Origin of the sequence: Brachyspira murdochii DSM 12563, from assembly GCF_000092845.1 — a bacterium.
Lineage (GTDB): Bacteria > Spirochaetota > Brachyspiria > Brachyspirales > Brachyspiraceae > Brachyspira > Brachyspira murdochii.
In genome coordinates this window covers 2,146,884-2,170,771 of sequence record NC_014150.1, presented here as the reverse complement: position 1 = coordinate 2,170,771, position 23,888 = coordinate 2,146,884, and the positions used below count along the sequence as shown (strand labels likewise).

General features: G+C 24.8%; 16 protein-coding genes and 2 pseudogenes. 3 read left to right on the top strand and 15 right to left on the bottom strand.

The features are described from left to right. Positions 1-141: 141 nt before the first annotated feature. Positions 142-396, bottom strand: coding sequence for a hypothetical protein (locus BMUR_RS09575; RefSeq protein ID WP_013114360.1), 255 nt, complete (start codon positions 394-396; stop codon positions 142-144). Between the two features lie 100 nt (positions 397-496). On the opposite strand from BMUR_RS09575, the gene BMUR_RS09570 reads away from it, so the two are divergent. Then, positions 497-1,114 carry an HD domain-containing protein gene (locus BMUR_RS09570; protein ID WP_013114359.1) on the top strand — a complete coding sequence of 206 codons (618 nt, stop codon included), beginning with the start codon at positions 497-499 and terminating at the stop codon, positions 1,112-1,114. A 170-nt stretch (positions 1,115-1,284) separates the two neighbouring features. Here BMUR_RS09570 and BMUR_RS09565 read toward each other — a convergent pair whose 3' ends face one another. The 14 genes and pseudogenes from BMUR_RS09565 to BMUR_RS09500 all read right to left on the bottom strand — a co-directional run bounded on the left by BMUR_RS09565 (position 1,285) and on the right by BMUR_RS09500 (position 19,890). After that, complete coding sequence (locus BMUR_RS09565; protein WP_013114358.1) at positions 1,285-3,603, bottom strand: NACHT domain-containing protein; 2,319 nt, start codon at positions 3,601-3,603, stop codon at positions 1,285-1,287. A gap of 117 nt (positions 3,604-3,720) precedes the next feature. Continuing rightward, a complete protein-coding gene (locus BMUR_RS09560; protein ID WP_013114357.1) occupies positions 3,721-3,996 on the bottom strand; it encodes a hypothetical protein in 276 nt (91 codons plus the stop codon). Positions 3,997-4,067: 71 nt separating this feature from the next. Next, positions 4,068-5,282: a TaqI-like C-terminal specificity domain-containing protein gene (locus tag BMUR_RS09555; protein WP_013114356.1), complete on the bottom strand. Its 1,215-nt coding sequence runs from the start codon at positions 5,280-5,282 to the stop codon at positions 4,068-4,070. A gap of 168 nt (positions 5,283-5,450) precedes the next feature. Beyond that, the gene (locus BMUR_RS09550) at positions 5,451-6,362 is read right to left on the bottom strand and encodes an ImmA/IrrE family metallo-endopeptidase (RefSeq protein WP_013114355.1); all 912 of its coding nucleotides are present in this window, start codon (positions 6,360-6,362) and stop codon (positions 5,451-5,453) included. Then, positions 6,359-6,673, bottom strand: a complete 315-nt coding sequence (locus BMUR_RS09545) for a helix-turn-helix domain-containing protein (RefSeq protein WP_013114354.1) — start codon at positions 6,671-6,673, stop codon at positions 6,359-6,361. Before BMUR_RS09545 ends, BMUR_RS09550 begins: the two co-directional genes overlap by 4 nt. A 146-nt stretch (positions 6,674-6,819) precedes the next feature. Further along, positions 6,820-8,340: pseudogene (locus tag BMUR_RS15280) on the bottom strand (Eco57I restriction-modification methylase domain-containing protein); the annotation flags it as partial. 422 nt (positions 8,341-8,762) lie between these two features. Then, positions 8,763-10,598, bottom strand: coding sequence for a hypothetical protein (locus BMUR_RS09535; protein ID WP_013114353.1), 1,836 nt, complete (start codon positions 10,596-10,598; stop codon positions 8,763-8,765). Between the two features lie 494 nt (positions 10,599-11,092). Continuing rightward, the gene (locus BMUR_RS09530; protein WP_013114352.1) at positions 11,093-12,325 is read right to left on the bottom strand and encodes an Eco57I restriction-modification methylase domain-containing protein; all 1,233 of its coding nucleotides are present in this window, start codon (positions 12,323-12,325) and stop codon (positions 11,093-11,095) included. A gap of 211 nt (positions 12,326-12,536) precedes the next feature. Continuing rightward, on the bottom strand, positions 12,537-13,490 hold the full coding sequence (locus tag BMUR_RS09525; RefSeq protein ID WP_013114351.1) for a hypothetical protein: 954 nt from the start codon (positions 13,488-13,490) through the stop codon (positions 12,537-12,539). Next, the gene (locus BMUR_RS09520) at positions 13,491-14,297 is read right to left on the bottom strand and encodes an RES family NAD+ phosphorylase (protein ID WP_013114350.1); all 807 of its coding nucleotides are present in this window, start codon (positions 14,295-14,297) and stop codon (positions 13,491-13,493) included. Beyond that, a complete protein-coding gene (locus BMUR_RS15000; protein ID WP_244833541.1) occupies positions 14,297-14,488 on the bottom strand; it encodes a hypothetical protein in 192 nt (63 codons plus the stop codon). Before BMUR_RS15000 ends, BMUR_RS09520 begins: the two co-directional genes overlap by 1 nt. Before the next feature lie 96 nt (positions 14,489-14,584). After that, positions 14,585-15,612, bottom strand: a pseudogene (locus BMUR_RS09510) (Eco57I restriction-modification methylase domain-containing protein); the annotation flags it as partial. 114 nt (positions 15,613-15,726) lie between these two features. Beyond that, positions 15,727-16,881: a hypothetical protein gene (locus tag BMUR_RS09505; RefSeq protein ID WP_013114349.1), complete on the bottom strand. Its 1,155-nt coding sequence runs from the start codon at positions 16,879-16,881 to the stop codon at positions 15,727-15,729. Continuing rightward, positions 16,882-19,890, bottom strand: a complete 3,009-nt coding sequence (locus BMUR_RS09500) for an Eco57I restriction-modification methylase domain-containing protein (RefSeq protein WP_148218338.1) — start codon at positions 19,888-19,890, stop codon at positions 16,882-16,884. It abuts the gene before it with no gap. Between the two features lie 496 nt (positions 19,891-20,386). Here BMUR_RS09500 and BMUR_RS09495 point away from each other — a divergent pair, with 496 nt between their 5' ends. After that, positions 20,387-22,273 (top strand): ATP-dependent nuclease, encoded by a 1,887-nt coding sequence (locus BMUR_RS09495; RefSeq protein WP_013114347.1) that lies wholly within the window; start codon positions 20,387-20,389, stop codon positions 22,271-22,273. Beyond that, positions 22,263-23,885, top strand: a complete 1,623-nt coding sequence (locus tag BMUR_RS09490) for a UvrD-helicase domain-containing protein (RefSeq protein ID WP_013114346.1) — start codon at positions 22,263-22,265, stop codon at positions 23,883-23,885. The genes BMUR_RS09495 and BMUR_RS09490 overlap by 11 nt, the downstream gene beginning before the upstream one ends. Positions 23,886-23,888 lie beyond the last annotated feature (3 nt).

The window sequence follows — 23,888 nt, the reverse complement described above, 5'->3', positions numbered from 1 at the left end:
TTGACAGCTAAAGACTGCATATTTATATACTAAAACAATAGTTTGTACAACATATAAAACACTGTTTCTGTAATTGATAAATTATTAAAATTTTATATATAATATTTTCAAATACCTTTGAAACAAGTCTAAAATATAAAACTATTCTTTTTTGTTATTTTTATCTTTATTATTATATAGCATTTTTATAAGAAAGATTAAAGCAACTATGATTAATACTTTAATTATCATTCCAAGTACACCGTTAATACCAAAATGAGGACCAAACATCATATATCCTCTCATATGAGGAGGAACTGGAGGTCTATGAAACATATGGTCAAATGCTGGAGAACATGAACTTAATAAAAAAAGTGGTATTATAGAAGAAAATGCCAAAATAATTTTTTTTAACATAGTGATACCCTATTACTTATTTTGTTTATTAGACGTTAAATTAATATAAAAGTTCCCAATTATACTATTTATTTTTTGAAAAAAGTTATAAAATACACATATGGAAATACTAGATTTAGAAAGAGCTGAATACGAATTAAATAAAGCGTATAAATCAAACCCTACTCCTTGGGCTGAACACTCAAGATACGCTGCCAAAGCTGCAAGAATAATAGCATCACACTACAATAAAAACTCTAAAAACAAAAAACTAGATGAAGATAATGCCTACATATTTGGGCTTCTTCATGACATAGGAAGATACACTGGAATAAGTGCTGAGAGGCATTTAATAGATGGCTACAAATACTGCATTAAATATGGCTGGGATAAATTGGCTCAAATATGCATAAGTCATGCATTTATGATACAGGATATAAATACTGCAATAGGAAAATTTGATATGCCAGAAGATGATTACAACTTTATGAAAGAGTTTATAAGTAATGCTGTGTATGATGATTATGATTTGCTTATACAATTATGCGATAGTCTTGCCTTATCTACAGGTTTTTGTATTTTAGAAAAAAGATTTATAGATGTAGCTTTAAGATATGGTACATTTCCTCAAAGTGTTTTAAGGTGGAAGAAGGTATTTGAAATAAAATCGTATTTTGAAAGCACAATAGGAGATTCTATTTACAATTTACTTCCGAACATAAGAGATAATATTATTTAGTATTCTCCTACGAGCTGTAGCACCTTCCCGCACGGCAACGCAACCCCTTACAGATAGTACAATGTACGTGCGGCTGAGTATTCGCCATACGGGCTTCCCGCACCGTATATCTTAAATTTGAGGCTAGTAAAATGTAAGTGCGGTTTATTATCCAATATTAAACAAAAGAACTATTTTTTACTTATCCTATTTTTTATACTTGTTTTAAAAATACTTTCTTTATAATTTTTATCTAAACTCTTTATATATTTTTTCATTTTATTAAGCCTTTTTTTAATTCCTTGTAATGCTTCACTATTACCTGAATTTAATTTTTCTATATAATCGGAATGGTAAGCAATTATCACTTGTATAGGTATAGGCATATGATCTTTATATTCTGATAAAAAACTTTCAAGAATATTTGTATCATTTAGTCTTAACGAAATAATAGATAAAAATAACATTGAATAAGCTCTTATATCATCATTATCTTTATATTCTATTAAACTTAAAAATGATTTTTCAAGAGCTTTCTTAAAAAAATTATATGAGTAAAATTCATCTATTATAACTGATTGAAAGAACCATAATAAAAATACTTCACTAACACTTCTAAAAAAAGAAAAATTTCCATTTATGTTTTCAACTATATCTTTAAATAAAGTGGCTATCTCTATCATAATCTTATAAAAATTATCTTCAATAATATTATATGGTGTATGATATCCAGCCATTAAAAAATTAGGAAGATTAATAGCCTTAAATAATCTTAAATCTTCATCTATTGGAGCAATATTTATTAATTTTTCTAAAATATCTGGACAATCAAGCTTTAAACCTATATAAAAATAGCAAATATTAGCCCAATAAAAACTAAATAGTTTCTTATCTACAATTAGTTTATCATTTTCAAATAAATTTTTAGCATAGAAAAAATCTAAAAAACTTTTATGAGAGAACATAATAGATGATAACTGTTTATTTCTAGATAATATTTTAGATTTATCTATTAAATCACTTTTAATATCTTCTAAAGAAAAATGTAAATTTCTGGAATTAACATATGTATTTATAATTTCGTCAAAAACATCTTCATTAATTTCTACAATATTATTTTCTATTAATTTTTTAGATAATATCATCAAAATATTTTCTAATATTCTTTGATCTGAGCTACTCTTTGTTAATCCTTTATAAAAATCCCATCTTCCCAATACTAATTCTATATACTTTTTATATAATTCTGGAAGATTAATTGGTAAATCTGATAAATTTTCATTTAATAATTGAGCCAACAATATAGCTGCAAAAGGACTTTTTGGCAAATCAAACATTAATGGAGATCTTTGTATATCATTAAGTAATTTATTATCTACATCATTACATAAAGTTTTTATAAAATTAAATAATTCTTTACTGGTTAAAGGTGCTATTGTAACTTTATATGAAATATTTTCATTTAAATTAAAATCAGCAAAATTATTATAACGAGTTGTAATAAAAACTGAATCTTTTGTATTTTTACACCAATTTTCTATATCATGTAATATATCATTTAATTTTTCTATTACAACTTCATCCATACCATCTATCATTAATAAAAATTTAGTTTTATTATTATTTTTATAAATATTATGACTATCTAATAATTTACCTATTTTACCATCAAAATCAAGGACAAATTTACTAAATGATATATATATAGGTAGTATGTTTTCTGTATTAAATTTTTCAACATTAGTATACTGTAAACATATATTTCTCAATAACTTTGATTTTCCAGCTCCCATTTGAGCTTCTATAATAGTCATTTTACCACTTTTTATTAAATCATCTATATTTACTTCTTTGTATTTTTCTTTTAAATTATCCTGTTCATTTATATTTAAAGATTTATGAATCAATCTTGGTTTAATATATATACTTTCTTTACCTGGAATTGTTAATACAGATTTAGCAATATCTTCATTCTTTAATTGTATTCTTAGTTCTTTAAAATAAGAGTTCAATTCTAATGATATATTCATCCAATATTCAGGAATAAAATTATCAATTAATTTTATTAAATTATTATACTCAAAAAAAATTATTCTTTTACCATTAAATTCTGAATATTCATTAATAACTACTTTAGAACCATGTGAAAAAGTACTATTAGTAATTACCCATACTTCTTGTATAGTTATATTAGTTCTACCTGAATTTATTTTTTTTGGTAAATAACAATCTCTTATTTGAGGTATAATGTCACTATGAAATTTGTTTTTTTCTATTTTTCCTGACTTTACTATAACCCCTACATATATACTTTCATTAGGTAATGTACTATGTTTAATTTCTAAAATGAAATCAGCGCCATACTCATTTATTCCATGAGTATATTCACTATATTTTATACCGTCCATCTTTGAAAATAAATCTTTCAATAAAGGGTGCAGTTCTTTAACTTCATCTTTTATAGATTTTATTTTTTCTTCTTTATATTGAAAAGAATAGTCAGACAACATAAAAACTCCTAAAAAATTTAAATAGATAATTATTTATGGAAGAAAACCTTTAATAATTTTATTTTTTATATCCTTTAATCTGTTATATTATCAATAATTTCATCATATAACAATAATTTACTGATTAAGTCTAAGCAAATCTATTTGTTCTACATTCATAGGTGATTGATTATAAGTATAATTGCATTCTTTACACAAAGGTACTATATATACCGTATCATGAGAATAATTAGGATAAACATGAGCCCCAACCTCAGCATTATTATTACATGCTAAATTAGAACACTTTTGAAATTTTCTTCCTTTTTTGTCTTCCCAATATTCTTTCCAAGTATTATAACCACTTGGGGGATTTTCATTTGAAGTTCCTATTTTATTATATACTGTAATCATAATAACTCCTTTACAAATTATAGATTATAATAATGTAATAATTTTATTTAAACCTCTTATAGTTCCATTTACTACCCCTCAATAATCTTAATCTCCTCATCGCTCAAATTATACAACTTATACACCAAAGAATCAATCTGCTTGTCAACGGCATTAATATGCCTACTAATCATAGTAACGGCGTTAGGATTTTTCTCGGAAGCCAATTTTTTATTTAAATCTAATATGCTATTAACTAATGATGATAATTGCTTATGTACATCACTATATCCAATTATAATAGGTAAATTAAATATATGCTTTTTCTTAATTTGAGGTAAAACGCGTCCTTGTTCATTATTTAAATTAACATATAAATAATAAAATAATTTAGAATTTAAAATACCTAGTAAAGCCTTATAATCAATTTCTTCATTAAATTGTTTAATTATAAAAGTACTGGCAAGTGTAAAGAAACTTTCATCATCATAAGTACCTATTATTTTATTACTTGTCTGTCTTATAATAATTTTTTCTTTTGTTTTAAAAATATTTTCTCTTGTATTGCTATGCAGTTTTTCTGGAACATAATAAACATACTTACCGCCCCAAGTTTTAGTATATCTATTGATATCTGAACCAACTATTACAGGAAACCATTTATTATTTTTTTTGTCCATACTGATATATTCTTTATCGTTACCTGTTTGTATTCCATTATAAATCTCTGACAGTTCACCTAATTTTACTACATTATATAATTTATTTATTTTTTCTAAAATATTATAGTAGTTATCATCAGCATATATATTAAAATAAAAATCTGGTTCTTTATTAAATCTATCCTGCACTATATATTTTAAATTAAACTCTTCATTATCAAAATCATCTCTTGTAAAAATATTATATCTAACCTTGATTTTATTATCAATATTCACTTCATCAGTTTTATTAAAAATAATTATAGAAGTTGGAACTACAGCTTTAAAAACCATACCTTTGAATTCATCTATTCTCAAAATATTATGTTTAAATAATAAAAACTGTCTAATTTTTTTAGAAAGAGGTTTCATCAAATATGTACTTGGTGTTATCAGTGATACAATACCTGTTTCATTTTTTGATAACATACTGGACTTTTCCATAAAAAATGTATAATAATCAAATTTATCTTCTGAAGTTTTATAATTATCTCTGAGGTAATTTTTTATTATATTATCAATACCCTCTGACCTTGATGTTTCATACGGCGGGTTGCCTATCACCACATCGAAACCGCCCCATGCAAAAAACGCTTTTAAACTCACCCTCCCACTACTCGCCTAGCTACGCACTCCCTACGGTCGGGGGCTTCCCGCACTACTCGCCGTAGGGGCATTCCGCACGGCAATGCAACCACTTACGGATAGTACAATGTACGTGCGGCTGATTACCCAACATCAAACAAAAGAATTAAATAAAAATTCATTAATATTTCATTTCTTAGTATTTGCAATCTCACTTAATGCTCTCAATCTTGACTCCGTTACACTTTCATAAAATTTATCATATTTACCTTGATTTATTCTCCATATAGTCATATATAAAGAAGCACCATCTCTATCTTGATTTGTATGTTTATTATATATATTAGCTATTTGTGCTGCATCTCCATAATTAGGTCTCATATCATATTTTTTAGATAATTTTATTAATTCTAATAAATCTTCTTCTTCATATTTTTTACCTTTAGTTCTTCTTACTTTATTAATATAATAGCCATTTATAAATTGAATTTTTAACTCTGTTAACCTAACTTCTAACATAAACTGAGTTACACCAAATTTTTCTCGGAAATAAATACTATCGTTTAACATATCTATAGTGCCTTGAATTTCAGATTTTAATTTAAAAACTTCTTCTTTAGGCATTAATAAATTTCTAGCATAAATGTTAGCAAAAACTTCTGGATCTATAAATATATCAAGTGCTTTATTATATTCTATATCGTTAAATAAATTTAAATCCGTATTTTTTTTATAATCAAATTCAGCATAATGACCAACTTCATGTGCTATAGTTTGTCTTTCAGATTGTGGTTTATAATATTCTTTAGGTACCTGAAAATCACCTATATAAAAATCATTTGTATTATTATTAATTAATATAACTTTTTCTTGACCATAAAAATATTTACCGTCAGGATATAATGCACCATAAATCATTTTTACATCTAAACCTTCCATTGAAAATTCTTCATCAAAATTTGCATATTGGATATCTAATCCAAAAACTTTGTAGGCGTAATCTTCTATAGGAAATGGATAACTTATTGAACCTACTATTTTTTTATATTTTTTTAAATTTCTATTTAAAATTTCTATTATAAGAGAATAATCTTTTTTCATTTATTATTTTTTCTCCTTTTCACATTTTTATAAAATTGTGGTAACTGATTAATTAACTCTGGATCATCTAATATTATTTTTTCGATGCTTTTTGGCACCCTACCAAATGATGCTATTAATATATTTACATCACTTTTATATTCTAATAAATTAGCCAATTTAATCACTGTATCTTCAGCAGGTTTTTCCAGATTTCTTTCTAATCTACTTAAAAATACATAGTGAACTCCTATTTTTTCAGCAACCTCTTTAATAGTTAAACCTTTTTTTAATCTTAGTTCCCTTATTATTTCTCCACCATTTTTTTCCATTTATTTTATCCTTTATAACAATATAGTATTTAGTGTAATTACACTAAATACTATAACATAAATAAAATATATGTCAATAAAATAATATTAACTTTTAGTAATAACCCGACAAGCCCATAAAAAAGAACCTGCCGAGTTATTAAATTTTAGTTATCACCTTCTATTATAGCAATCTCTTGAGAATTTAAATTGTAAACCTCATACACAATAGAATTGATTTTCTTATCTATTATTTCAATCCTACTATTTAGCATTTCAATAGTGTTAGGGTTTTTCTCAGAGGCTAATTTTTTGTTTAAGTCAATAATACTGTCGACGAGATTAACTAATTTATCATGAATTTCTTTGTCTTGCTTATTATCCAAATCCAACTCTTTTATAGGAAATGGATTAATAAAATTAGGACTAAACACTAAAAACCAACCTCTAAAAACTGTACCTGTAGCAGAAATATAAAAATTAAATAATTTACTATTAATTAAAGCTAATATATAGTAAGGATTATATTTAACATCTTCTTTAAATGAAATACTGTGTATTTTAGTATTATGATATAAACAATCATTATCCCAAGTAGCCTGCGGTTTATCTGACATATAAGGAATTGAAATCTTTTTACATTCAAATTCTGTCAAATTTTGAGGTCTGCTATATTGCCACCATGTATTTTTAAATTTACCATGTTCTCTGTTTTCTAATTCTTTTTTATTCTCTTTTAAATATTCTCAAGCCTTTGGAAATTGAGATTTTATTTCATTTTCTGTATATAAAATAACTGAATTTCCATTTAATTTATACGGAAATAATATCCATTTATCTGGTATAATATTAGCATATCTTTTAATATCTTTACCTACTAAAAACTTTTTTAAAATATCTGCTTCTATTTCAATTTCTCTATCTAATGATTTAGAATAAGTTTTAACAATTCCGTTATTTTCTTCTCCTCCATGCAAAATATAAATATCATCTGCACTTGTTGCTATACCCTGAAATATTTTTCTAGTCAAATCTTTTAATTTTATAGGCATAGATTTTAATTTATTTAATATATTGAGTATATCTTTACTATGGAAATTCCATTTTTCTTCATTAGTTAATGAAATCGGAAGCTCTACAAATTCTGCATTTTGCAATGCCTCTTCTATATTTTCATCTTTATAAAATCTGAACAATTCAAAATTCTCTCTTTCGCTTCCGCTCAAAAATAATAAACAAGTATATGTTGTAGCATTATCAAATATTTGATTTGCTCCAAAATATACAACTTTTTTCAAAGCCTTTTTAGTAGCTATAATATTTCTTAAATTTTCTCCCATATCTCCTTCAAAAAATTTATTTGGCAAAATATATCCCATTTCACCTGTAGGCTTCAATAATTGAAGAGCTTTTTCAACAAAACATAAATAAATATCTATACTTCCACTGCTTGCACTTTTATATGTTTGCTTTAATGCCTCTACAGTTAATGGACTTGATTCCGCCATTGTTTGAATTTTCACATAAGGAGGGTTTCCAATCACTACATCAAACCCGCCTGCTTTCATAATATCCCTAAACTTTGAATTCCAATCGAAACAGTTAATTTTATATAAAGTGTCATCGTCCAAATCGAGATGGCTCTCGTAAAAACCATTACCTACTACGAGCTGTAGCACCTTCCCGCACTACTCGCCGTAGAGGCATTCCGCACGGTATCGCTTACCATTACGGATAGTACAATGTACGTGCGGCTGAGTATTCGCCATACGGGCATTCCGCACGGCAACGCTAACCCCTTACGGACAGACCTCTGTACGTGCGACTGAGTATTCGCCATACGGGCATTCCGCACGGCAACGCTAACCCCTTACGGACAGACCTCTGTACGTGCGACTGAGTATTCGCCATACGGGCATTCCGCACGGCAACGCAACCCCTTACGGATAGTACAATGTACGTGCGGCTGACTACTCGCCGTAGGGGCTTCCCGCACCGTATATCTTAATATTAAGGACAGTAAAATGTAGGTGCGGCTGATTACCCAACATTAAACAATAAATTTATAAAAATCAGTATAACTTACATTTAGAAAATGAGTTAATTAATATTATTTAGATAAATCATCATACCTTTTTAAAATACTTTTTTTATCTTTAAAATATCCTATAATCTCTTTTATTGTCAAAAAGAATGATATTATACCCCAAATATATTCAAATATATATTTTAATAATGTATTTTCTATTTTGAGAATATTATTTTGTAGTAAAAAAACAACTGTAAATAATACAATAGCTACTACCCAAAATAGTGTTAATTTCATTATAAACAAATATTTTCTAGTTTTTAATTCTGCTTTTTTAGCAGTTTTATTAGCTTTAGATACATCTAAAGTTAACTTATCTGTTTTTGTATTTTGTTCAGTTATTTGACCAGATAATTCAATTATTTTATTATTATATTCTAATATATGATTTTCATTCTGTTCTTTTAATTCATTCATACTGCAATTTAGTTCTTTATTAATTTTTTTTAATTCTTCTATTTTATCATCTTGCTCTTTTATACTATTAATAATTTCTTCTGGTTCATTTATAATAATATCTTTCCAATGATTACTATCAGCAGCAAATCCTAATATCATTTTTCTATCATCATTAGATATATTTTGATTATTAATTATATCATGAAGTTTCTCAATTACTTCATTAGATAATATATTATTAAAATAATCAAAAATCAAACCTTTATATAAACTTATATTTGATGTTATATTATGCAATATATTATCCAATACAGATATTTTTATAAATTGTTTTATCCACATTATATATGAATATATATATTCATTTTGATTATATGAAAGTGATCCAAAAATAGCACTTTGATATGTTAAAAATAATTCATCTAAAACAATATCACTAGAAATTAATTTATTATTTTTTTCAGTATAATATTTAATAATTTTATAGTCATAATCAGTTTGTTCTTTAGACGGCCATATTTCTATTTCTCCAAATTCAATACCTTGCTGTTTTTTTCTATACATTAGTTGTCTTTTATAATCAATATTACTATATAAAGGATCTAAATAATCTATTTTTATATCTAAATAATCAGTATCTATTTCTATGTAATTATCTTTTAATTTTTTTATTATATTATCTTTAACGTTTGATAATGGTAGTTTATTTACATTTAAATAACTATTTTTTGGATCTGGTGATTGCAAATAATGATATAAAGTACCTACTTTAATATTTCTATTGTTATTTTTAGCGGAAATATATTTTGAAACATTAATATAAACAAGTTCCAATGTTTCTCTATGTATTTTTATAACAAATCCATTATTTTTTAAATAATGGATTATAGATAAACTATTCTTATGCCTAATATTATCACACCAACCTAATATGTTACAAACAAAAACATTATCAAGATATATTTTAACTATATTTTTATTTTCACTTTGTATATAAGATATAGACTTTATTATGGCTATACCATTAATAATATTTTCTATTATATCAAAATATTTATTATTACTACCATGCTCTTTTTTTATATCTTCTATTATAAGAGAAATATCAAGATTAGTTTCGTCATTATTATTTATAATATTATTATCAAATACGTTATAAAAATAAAAGAAAAAAGATTCATCAAAATTTAAATTATTAATATTAACTAAATTATTTTTTTCAATAATATTTTTTGCATCATTAGAAAATTCTATCCAATCTGTATTGGCTTTTACAAGCATAGTATTCAAATATTGAATATTATCATTTAATTTATATGTATCATTATATCTGTTATAGTCTATTGATTTATGACTTGTAAAATATTCTAATAAATTATTAATTATATTATCCTCTAAATAAAATTCTTTCAATAAATTAAGTAAATTAGCTCTAGTATATTCTACTTCATTTTGCAAAAAATAAAAAATTAATGGCTCTAATAATAAAAATTTATTTTTGATTTTTTTCTTTAAAAAAATTTGATAATATTAAAAGTAAAATTATCTTATCTCTAATTACCATATCAAACTCCACAATTTTATATTAAAACATATTTATAGAAAATAAAAAACCTCTTATAATTCCATTTAATCCACCTCTATAATCCTCACTTTCTCATCGCTCAAATTATAAATTTATATATAAAATTATCAACCCACTATATATACCCTATATATGTAAACAAGGGCTAACAGCCCAAGCCATAAATTTAATAAAAACTTTTTTGTTTCTTTTTTTAGAAAAAAGAAAATAATAAACTATCTCTATTAAAAAGATAGTTTATTATTTTGTAAATGCTTTTTGTTTCTTTCCGTAGGCGGGCTTTGCCTGTGCCACAAAAGAAATGTTTTTTGGTTCTTTTTTGACACCAAAAAAGAACGGAGAAAAGTTTGCTTTCTTTACAAAGAAGCTACCCCTCAATAATCTTAATCTCCTCATCGCTCAAATTATACAACTTGTAGACTAAAGAATCAATCTGCTTGTCAACGGCATTAATCTGCCTGTTAAGCATAGTAACGGCGTTAGGATTTTTCTCGAAGGATAACTTCTTGTTTAGAGCTATGATACTATCCACTAAAGCAACCATCTTGTCATGCATTTCCTTGTCTTGTTTGTTGTTTAAATCTAATTTTTTTATTGGTAATAATGAAGTATATATTTTTTTAAATCTTAAATATCCTCCACTTACATGAGCCTCCTCAAATTTATTTCTAAAATAAAATGCTATTAAATTTGAATTTAGTATTCCTAATAGATATAAATAATTATATTCAATTCCATCTACAAACTGTATAGAATATAATGTATTAACAGAATAATATTTTTCATTATCAAAAATAGCATCTGGTCTTTTAGAGATATCTCTTAATAAAATTTTAGGATTTTCAAAGTATTTTTCTTCGCATAAATTACCATATTCTTTTTTAGATTTATCTATTAATGATTTATCATAATTAACATAAAAACCTGTCCATTCAAAGCTATACCTGTGTACATTTTTACCAAATAGTACTTTTTTACACTTATTATTAATGTACTCATTTATTATTAGCTTTTCTCTTACATTTCCTGTGTGTATAGTTTCTTTTATAGTTGCTATATCTCCCAATTTTAAAGACATACTATCAATTTTAACAAAAAAATCTGGAATTTTCCTTAAAATAAAATTTTTATTTTCATCATTTAAATAACTTTTTTGTTCTATGCATTCTAATTTATTTTTTAACAATTCTTCTTCAGTTAAAACTTTTTTATACTTTATGATATTATCAATATTTTCTTTATCTTTTTCTAATATAATTATATATGGATATGTAGAAACTTTTTTAAATACATTAATCATAGAAACATCTATTATTTGTTTTATAATACAGTTATCTAAAATGTATTCTCTTAATTTTTTACCATAACTAGCTATAGTAAATTTATTAGAAGTAATATACCCTAAAATAGAATTTTCTTTTAATATATTAATTCCCTTTTCATAAAATAATTGATATAAATCATACTGACCATCAGCACTTTTATAAAAAGAATTAAAATACATTTTTTGTTTTTCATCTAGTTCTCTATTTCTTACATACGGAGGATTGCCTATCACCACATCGAAACCGCCCCATGCAAAAAACGCTTTTAAACTCACCCTCCCACTACTCGCCTAGCTACGCACTCCCTACGGTCGGGGGTATTCCCGCCTACGAGCTGTAGCACCTCCCCGCACCGTATATCTTAATATTAAGGACAGTAAAATGTAGGTGCGGCTGATTACCCAACATCAAACAAAAAATTAACGTAAAAAATAAGACTAATATAAATATAAAATAAAATCCATTTTCTAAATTTATCTTATTATATTAAATAAGTATTTCATAAAATTCTTCTAGTTTTAAAATGTTACTATCAGGATAAAGCTCTTTAGATTTTTTATATAACCCATTGTCATTAGTAACAAAATAATCTACAACTTTTACAAAATTAGAATGTTGAGCATCAATATTCATATTACGAAATTTAACTTTTTTTTCAGATAAGTTATCATTAATCATATCGGATAAAATATATGGTGCAATAGCATTAGCATATGGACTAAATTTTAAATTTTTTACAAATTCATCTAGTTGAATTAACATCTTTTGTTTTTCTTCAATATCTAATTTATTAAAACATTCCTTGAATTTTCTTTTCTTATCTTTGTATAATTTATCATCTTTTATTTCATTATTAAATTCATTGAGAAAAATTGACAGTAATTCAGCATAGCTTATATAATTTTTTTCTTTAATTTCATTTGGGATTAAATCTAAAATATCTTCTGAATAATCTTTAAAAAAATCCTTAGTTGGAATTTTAAAATTAAGAAATATTTGCAAAAGATCTAAATAATTTTTTAAATCATCTTCAATTTTTTCGTCAGTTATCTTTGGGAAAACATTTAAAAAACTTTCTGTGAGATTATTAAAATTTAATTTATCATATATAGAATTAAATTTTATAGTATTATTAAAACATTCTATTATACTTTTATTTGTAAGAATATATTGATTTTTATTCACATCATAATATATAAAATTATTATCAACTATTTGACTCATAAATTCAAAATCTTCTTCTTTCTTGTTAGTATCATCATTTTGTAAATCAAAAATATGAGCATCAGAATATACATATAAAAAATTACTTTTTGAATTAATTATTTTTTCCAATTTTTTTATACTTTCAATTTTTTTATTATCATCTTCAGATTGACATCCGCTTTTTAATTGACTGAATATATTTTTATCAAAATAAACTATTTTTTTATTTTCCATTTACTCCCCATCAATAATATTTATTTCTTTATCAGACATTAATTCTTTGAAAATATCATTAATCATATTTTGCATATTATTTAAATTAACAAAATCAACATTAATATCGTTTACAAAATATAATTCAGATTTAATAAATTGTATATTAACATTATTTTCATAATTAAATAAAGTTATATTTTTTTTATTTTTATTTAACGAACTATTAAATTGAATTCCATCAAATCCTATATTCTTTAACAATTCCGATATATATTGAGTAGGTATATAATCAATTTCATTTGATACAGGTAAAGAAAAACCAAAATTTAAAGCTTCAAATTCTTTTATATTTTGATTTAAATTTGAAATATCAAATAATTTAAAATCTTTCAATATTTCTACTGTGGCTACACTTATTCTACTTTTTATGTTTGGACGTATTTCTTTAATACTAGTTTCTACATCTTCAGAAAGATATAAATAACCTATCTTTTCTGGATTAGCTCTACCTGCTCTAATTATATTTTTATTTTTAGGGGCTAGAGAATTTTCAGCATCATATCCACTATAAGCATTATCATTTAAAAAATCAGGTGATAATGGCAATGTATATATTCTACTACGATATAAAGTACTACCTTTTTCTAAAATAAAAATATTATTTTTATAACTTTCTTTTAAAACATCAATAATCTTATGTTTAGGAAAAAATCTATTATTATTTATTATTTCATTTTTAAAACTATAATAATAATCAGCAATATCAATACGATTATTTATATTGGATAATATTTTTTTTAAATATACTTTATTAATATCTTCCATTACTCACCCTCAATAATCTTAATCTCCTCATCGCTCAAATTATACAACTTGTAGACTAAAGAATCAATCTGCTTGTCAACGGCATTAATCTGCCTGTTAAGCATGGTAACGGTATTAGGATTTTTCTCGGAGGATAATTTTTTGTTTAAAGCAATGATACTGTCGACTAAAGCAACCATCTTGTCATGCATTTCCTTGTCCTGTTTGTTGTTTAAATCTATTAAAGGCAATGGAATTTTCTCTAAAAAAGTTTTAGAAATATTCACGGTCAATGTAGAAGCATTAGTAAAATTCTTCACATAATAAAAATTAATTAATTTAGAATTCAATAATGCACATATTAATTCATAACTATAAACATCTCTAAAATCATCTTTTATTAAAATTAAATTTGTTGAAGCAAATGAATATTTTCTGTATCAAGTGCTGCAACTATAGGGTGTAATCCTCCGCTAATACGCTGAGTAATAATTTTTTTATCACTATTCCAAACTTCATCGGGTCTAGCTCTATGTAATTTTTTTCTATCAAAAATAATATATTTATTATTAAAATCTATCCTATACTTTTTTATATTTTTACCTTCAAGAAATTTTCTACATAAAGGATCATTAGATTTTTCTAATAATATTTGTTCTTTTTTACAAACTATACCTTCTATTATTTGAGAAGTAATATCTCCAAAATATTTATTGTTTGATTCCATTTTTTTAAATAGAGTTGTTTCTTCTGGATTAGAAAATATACTAAATGTATAGCTTGTATTTTCTAAAAAAACAGACTGATTTATATAATGGCATTTACTTTCATTAACAAAACCATCAACTAAACAATTTGCATCTATAATTTTAGTATCATCGTTTGAACGAGATTTAGAAAATTTAAATATTATTGTAGGGGCTGTAACTCCTTTAAAAACTCCGTCCTTCAAATCAGCAATAAAATCTATATGGTAATTATCCAATATAAATTTTCTAGCCATATCATAAGTTGTTGTTCTTAATAATCCATTTGGAACTATAAAACTAAATACTCCATTCTCTTTTAATAATTTAATAGCCCTAAATATAAACAAAGTATATAAATTAATTTTTCCAGATTGATTTGATTTACTCTTATTCTCTTTATTTGTAATATCATAATTTGAAGAAAAATAATCTTTTACATCATTAGCCCAATCAACATATTTCACAAATACATACGGCGGGTTGCCTATCACCACATCGAAACCGCCCGCTTTAAAAACGCTTTTAAACTCATCTTCCCAATCAAAACAATTTATTTTATACTGCGTCTCCTCGTCAAAATCAAGCACCGACTGGCTCTCGTAAAAACCATTACCTACTACGAGCTGTAGCACCTACCCGCACGGTATCGCTTTAACTTATCAAACGCCAACTATATGTGCGGTTTATTACCCTATATTAAATTAATTAAGTCTATTCTCTATAAATTTACCAGCCTTATAATAAAAATATAAATCTTTTTTTCTTATTTTTCTATCATTTTCTATTTTTTCTTTTAATGCGGCACCTGATTTATTTAAAGCATATAATCCAATAGATGTGATTAATTGAACATTTTGAGAACAAAAGTCAAAAACATTATTTAACATACCTGATTGTGCTAATCCAATTCCTAATAATGGTAATGTATCCGTTTTTAAATCTATTTTTAAAAAATTCAAACCTAAATTTTTTATAAATGAATTCTCCTTTGTTAATTCATCTATTTCTTCTATAGCAGGAGCAATATATTTACTATATATTGAATAACACTCATTTTCAAAATCTCTATCCCAAGGCATAGCATTTATTTCATCAGTATATTTTAACATACTACCTCTAAATCTATCTATATGTTTTATTAAAGATTTTTTTATATCTAAAATTTCATCTACTTTTAAAAAATCAAAACTAGGCAACATTAATATAGTCTTATCAACAAATGATGCATGTCGAATATTCTTTTTGTTAATATTGGATAAATCAAATATTCCTAACTCGGACATAGATAAAATAAAATTATTTGATTCTTCATCAAATAATGGATAAGATTTTTTTATATAATTTTTTATTTCATTATAATATTCAATAAAATATTCATTAATATTATTATTAGGATTATTTTTAATATTTATTATTTTAAGAATATTTTTATTAATTAGTTTATCTATAGTATTTACCTCATCTTCTCCAAATATTTTAATAGCGTCTAAATAAACTTCTTTAAAAGAATCTTCAACTTCTTTAGGCATTACATTATTTTTAAAATGTTTAATATCTTCTTTAGTAAGAGAATTCAAGAATTTTTCCATATCTTTATAAATTGGCATTCCAATTTCTTTATAAAAATTTTTCAAAAATTTTAAATATTCTATTCCATGATAACCATTGGTAATATTCTGAGCAGATAAAATTTTTTTACCAATCGATAATAAAAAACTTAGTATATTAATTCTATCAGCATATAAAAGAATTGACTTTAAATATCTAATTTCTTTATCAAAAACTAAGTTATTTCCTATAACAGATATAGTAAAATGGCACTCCATTTTATTTTTTAATCTTTTTCTTCTTTCCATTTAATCCCCTTCTATAATCTTTCTTTCTTCCTCCGATATATTATAAATAGAATAAACAGTTTTATCAATAAAGGAATCAATATCTGCAATATCATTTTTAATGCGATTGATACTGTCAGGATTTTTTTCATTTATAAGCCTTTGATTACATTCTATCATCTCATTAACATGATTAATTAACTTGTTTTTTAAATTTTCGTTATCAGTATTGCAAATTGGAATATTTAAGAGAGGCTCTTTGTCAATTTGATAATTAGACCCTTGCATTTTTCCCTTGTTCCTTAACCAAAAAGCTATTAACTTTGAATTCAAAATACCAGTTAAATATTTTAAATCAATATCCTCTGGCTTTATAACATAAAATGCAGCAGAAACATAAGAATCAAAATCAACATATGTAAATGCTGGCTCTTTTGCACACTTTCTTAAAGATATTATTTTTTCACCTACAAAAAAATTCTCTTTTCTAGCTCTATGCAAACCATAAGGTGCATTGTCTGAAGTAATAACACTTTTAAATTTATCAAGATGTTTTTTTATATTAGGATATTTTTTTATTTTATTTACATCTTTAAAAGTCGAATCTGTATATATTACCCATTCTTTATTATTACTGTCTGCATAATATCTTTTTATTTGTTCTGTAGTGTATGCAGGTTTTATTAATTCTAATTCTTCTTTAGATAAATTTAATGCATTTTTTTCTTCATCACTTATAACAAAAATTCCATCACCTATTTTAAATCCATTTCCTAATATTTCTAATCTATTTTTATCAACATAGTCATGATGATGATGTATACCGTTTGTTATATCAGTCGCTTTAAAATAATAATTTCCCATCTCTTTTATTTTTGATAATACTTTATCTTTACTGCTATCAATAAATGTTATTAAATTATTTAACATTTTATCTTTTGATATTATGGTTTTTATATGACTTATATCGTTTGACGGTTCATTTTCAAATAAAAATTTTTCTATATCTATAACATCTATATTTTTATTTAAAATTTTATAATAATCAATTTCATAATCTTTATTAATTTTTTCTTTATTTAATATAAATACCATTGTTTGAATACCAGCTTCAAGAAAAACTCTAAAATCTCCAAAGTCTACATATTTTAAAATTTTTGAATCTGTTAAAACTTTATTTCTTAATATAGACGCCCCTGCATTTGTAATCCAATTATTAGGAGCAATAAATCCTAGTTTTCCATTTTCTTTTAAAATATCCAAACCAAAACAAACAAAGAAATACCATAAATCCATTTTACCTTGATAATATTTAGATAAATTTCCTTTTTTTACATTCTCAAAACTTTCTCTGTCTGTATACTCTTTTACATAAGGCGGATTTCCAATAATTATATCAAATCCTCCTTTTTTAATTACACTTGAAAATTCTTTATCCCAACTAAAGCATTTTATTTTATATTGTGTATCTTCATCAGATGCAAATAAACGCTCTCCCTCACTATTAAAATTACTGTTTATTAAAGAATTTCCAGATTTTATATTATCCTCCAATGACGGTAAAGCCCGCTCATTAAATAAATCCTGATTGTTCTGTATTGACGCAGGACTCTCCCCCTCCAAACACTTCATAAGAAGCGATAATTTCGTTACCTCAACCGCATTGCTGTCTATGTCCACCCCAAATATATTGTTGCGTAATATCTGCTTCTTTATCCAAATTGTCAAATCCCCATTCTCTTTTATTACATCTTCTTTCGACCCCTTAAACTTCGCCCTGTCCTTTATCTTATTATAATATTCAATATGATAATTAAGTAAATATTTATACGCCCCAAGCAAAAAACTTCCGCTGCCGCAGGCAGGATCCAATATCTTTATATTCGCAATCTCTTCTGGCTTCTTACCCCTTATAGCCTCACCAACCGTGTTCTCCACTATATAATCAACTATATACTCAGGCGTATAATATACCCCTCCAGCCTTACGCACCTCTGGTTTTAATTCTATCTTCGCACTATGATTCCTCCCTATAGTGATAGTCTTACCCAAAAACTGCTCATAAGCATTCCCCATTATCTCAACCGATATCACAGAAAACTCATAAGGACTCAAAGGATAATAAAGCTCATTAATAATCTCCTTTATCACCTTATTGTCTATCTCTATATTACCGCTTATAGTGTCTTTGGCAAAATCAAAAAGCCCCGAATTATATTTACCGTCAGCCCTTTTAAAAATCCCCAAAAGATTACTATAAAAATTCTCATTCTTATTATCGCATGTCCTTTTTAAATCCCCATACTCTTCAATGCCTCTGTCCTCAGCCGCCCTCAAAAATATAATCCTGTCAATAATCTGCTGAACCGCATAATTCAAATCCCTTACAGACAAATCTTTGTTTAATTTAGATATATTAGAAGCAAGTTTAGTACGCAAATTGTCAAGCGTGCTTAAAAAATCAATATCAACGCTTTCAGTACCTTTTTTGTTTGAACTCCCAGCAATATATTTTTCAAGCGAACCCTGCTCAATACTCTCTTTATTAAGTATCTCATAAAGAAAATCAAACCTTTTTAAATAATCCTCAAAATGAATATACTCAATCCTAGCAGTAGAAGCCTTATCATTTATGCTAGGCTTTCTAGTGCAGTCATAAATAGCAAGCTCCTCAAAATCAGTAAGAAAACTAATACCCAGCTTGGCACTCCAGCCATACCTCCTAAGCTGAAAAGCAGGCAGACTGTCATCTTTAAGATTAACCCCTGGCTTTTTCGCCTCCACAAAGAAAACCCTGCTCCCCCCAATACGAAAAGCATAATCAGGAGCCTTTGTTTCTTTACCCACCTTGAGTTTATCCTCATGAATAACATCTCTATAAGTCTGAGACTTACCCGCCCTATTAGCCACGTCCCAGCCGAACGCCTCAAAAAACGGATCCAAAAAATCCCTTCTAGTTTCTGTTTCATTATAATTTTTATTAGTGTATTGAGAATAATTAGATTTAAATTTTTTAATTAGAGAAAGTATTTTTTCGTATGACTGATTTTTAAAATCAGAGTTGACATAATTATTAGAATAGTTTAAAGTGCTGTGCTGTGCTGTGCTGTGCTGTGCTGTGCTGTGCTGTGCTGTGCTTATCCATAAAATAAAATCCCCCCAAATTATATTTTTACATACAATACACCCAAACCGCACATTTTGCAACTACTCGCCTAGCTACGCACTCCCTACGGTCGGGGGCATTCCAGCCTACGAGCTTTACCCTACTGGTACACTTCGTGGCACCTTCCCACAGTATTCGACTATACCCTTACTTCGTTGCGGGTACACTTCGTGCGGGCATTCCAGCCTACGAGCTGTAGCACCTTCCCGCAGTATTCGCCATACGGACACTACGAGCTGTAGCACCTTCCCACACGGCAACAAACCCATTACAGACAGTACAATGTACGTGCGGCTGATTACCCAACATCAAACAAAATAAATTAGTTGATTAATATAAAATATAAATTATACTATAAATATGTATATAAGAGAATTAATTATAACAAATTATAAAAATATAAAAAATGTAAAAATTGATTTACAACATGAATATTCTATGATTTACCTAACAGGTGAAAATGGAATAGGAAAATCAAATATTATAGATATAATATTCAAATTATTTACATACAAAAAAAATTTATTTGAAAAAGAAGACTTCTATAAAAATGAAGAAAAAATTGAAATAGAAATAAAACTTGAATTAGAAACTAATGAAATATTTAAAGATTATCTTTATAGAGATAATAATAAGTATTTCATGAAAATAGTATATAAACAATATAGTAGTAATGATGAATATGAATGGTTTTATAAAAATCTTACAGAAGAATATAAGTTACTTAATAATATATTAACTAATTTTATCTGCTATAAATATAGTCCAAGAGAATTTGATAATAATTTCATGTTTAACAAATCAAATAGAATAGGAAAATTTCTATCAAAAATAATAGAAAATCAAATAAAAAAATATCAAAATGATGATAACAAATTACAAAAATTATTAAAAGAAAATTATGAAAATTGTAAAAATGAACTAAATGAAATATTTAAACCTATATTTAATAAACCAAATCAAGAATTAAAATTAAATATTGAAATTGATGATGAAATAAAGTTTTTATTAAAATTATTTGAATTAGTACATTATCATAATGATGATAATAAATTATATTTAAATCAATTAGGAAGAGGAAGAGGATATTATCTATATCCATTTATAGATTTTTTGGCATTTTTATATGATAAAATAAACAATACAAAATCTCAGGGTTTTAATACTAATATTATTATTTTATTTGATGAACCAGAAGTATTTTTATCTCCATTTTTACAGCGTCAATTTATGGATCATTGGTTATCAATATTTAATAATAATCAAGACTATGAAATTATAAATAATATTATTAATATAATAACTGATAATAATAATGATGAAATAAATTACAATATAACTCCAATATTTTTTGTCTCTACACATTCAGCACATATAATACCGCATTTAGAATTAAATGAAAAAAAGAATATATTATCTATACAAAGACTTTATTATGATAAAGAAAATAACGTTAAAGTTGCATCTCTTGATAAATATGAAGCTAAATTAAAACAGTTTATGATTTTTGATAGAAATATATTAGAGGGACTTTTTGCTAAAAAAATTATACTAGTAGAGGGTGATACAGAAATTGGATTTTTACCTTCTTGTTTAAATGCTAATGGTATTAACATTCATCAAGAACATATATATATTATTAAAGCGGCACCAAATAATTTTCCAAGTCTAGCAAAAATATTCTCAAAATTACAAATAAAAACATATATACTTACAGATAGAGATTGTAAAAATAAAGATATAAAAGAGCAAAGAAATAACAAAATATACCAAACATATGTAAATAAAGAATACGGATATGTTAATAAAAGGGTTTATAATTTATACGAAAGTATAAAAAATTGTAATAATGTAAAAATATTTGTGTCAGATTATTGGGATTTTGAGGAAAGTATTTTAGTATGTCTAAAAAATCATTTTAAAAAAATATATATTAGCATTAGTAAAAGTAATAGTAATGATAAAGATAAACTTACTGAAAAAGTACAAGATGAAAATTTAGATGAAGAATTTACTAAAAAGTTATTATATATGAGAAAAAAACATAAAAATATAAATGATAATTATAAATTAATAAAAAAAATAATAAAAGAAAATTTAAAACTAGAACAAGATGAATATAAAAACGAAGAAAAAATAGATTTTGGTAATATGAACAGTGAAGCTATCAAAAATGCAGCTGAGGAAAATTATAAACTTCCTAAATATATAATTGATTTAATAAAAGAATTAAAAAATGGTAAATAGTGATAAAATTAAGAAAATATTAGAAAAACACAAAGATGATAAAGAACAGTTAGACTTTATAGCATCTACAGAACAATCTCTTACAATTGCTCCTGCTGGATATGGTAAAACAGAAATGTTAATCTCAAAACTTAACTATATCATAGAAAGTAAACAAATTAAATATCCAAAAAGAATTTTAGTTTTAACATTATCTAATGTGGCAAAACACACTATTGAAAGCAGATTAAATAATAATCAAATTGTAGACATATATAATTTTCATAATTTAGCAAGTAGAATTTTAATACTTCAAGGTAAACAATATTTAAATATTGATTATAAATATGAATATAAACACTATAATCTTAAAGATAAACTTAAAAAAAAATATAAAAATGATAAAATAGAAAAAATATTAAATTATCATAGAGAAAAAATTAGTGAAATTAATAAAAAATTTCATGAAATAAAATTTGATGATAAAATATTTCAATATGTATATACTGTAAATAAAAATAAAGAAATATGCTATGAATATGTAATATATATTGCAATAATTTTATTAAAATATTATAAAATAAACGAAATATATAAAAATTTATATAGTTATATTTTTGTAGATGAATGTCAAGATATAAATTTATTGCACTTTATCTTATTAAGAAGTATTGCTGATAATGAATATAATAAAATATTTTTTTTAGGAGATACATTTCAATCTATAATGAAATTTGCTGATGCTTTAGGTGAACAAATTGAAGATTTATTAAAGAAATATTTTAATATAACTAAAATTATAGAATTACAAAAAAATTATAGATTAGAAGGAAGAGAAAATATATCTAATTTCCAAAAAAATATTAGAAATTACGATAAAAAATTACAAATAGAACTTGATGAAAATTTTCAAATAAAAAGTTTTAACGATTTTGAAGATGAAATATTATTTATTAATAATCAAATTAATAAAATTACTTCTGAAAATAAAAAAGCTAAAATAGCTATTTTATGCCCTACAAAATATTCTTTATATGATAAGAATAATAAACTCATAGAAAAAATAGAATCCATATTTACAAATTTAAAAATAAATAATATTGAATATATCAATACATTATTATTTAGTGATAACCTAGAAAATGAAATATATGATAAAATAAAAGATATAAAAAGATTAAATTACAATAATATCATACGTAGTATAGAGAATTATCATTTTTATAATGATGATATAAAAAAATTAATAGAAGGTTATAGAAACTATTGTTTAAAATTTGGAATTGATTTTAATACAATAATAGAAGTTATAAAAGAAAAAGATTTAATAAAATATGCTCCTTATTGTTCTGTAAATGTAAATATATTAAATATACATAAAGCAAAAGGAGCAGAATGGGACTATGTTTTTATTCCATTTGTCAACAAAGGAAAATTTCCAGTTTTTTATAAATGTTATGAATGTAGATTAAATATTTGCGATGAAATTATAGATACAAAACAATACAAAGAAGAATTTTATCAAGCTTTTTATGTAGCAATTACTAGAACAAAATGTGGTTTATATATAACAGCAACAAAAAATAACGCTTCTTGTTTATTTTATCATTCATTAAAATTAATTGATATTTGATTA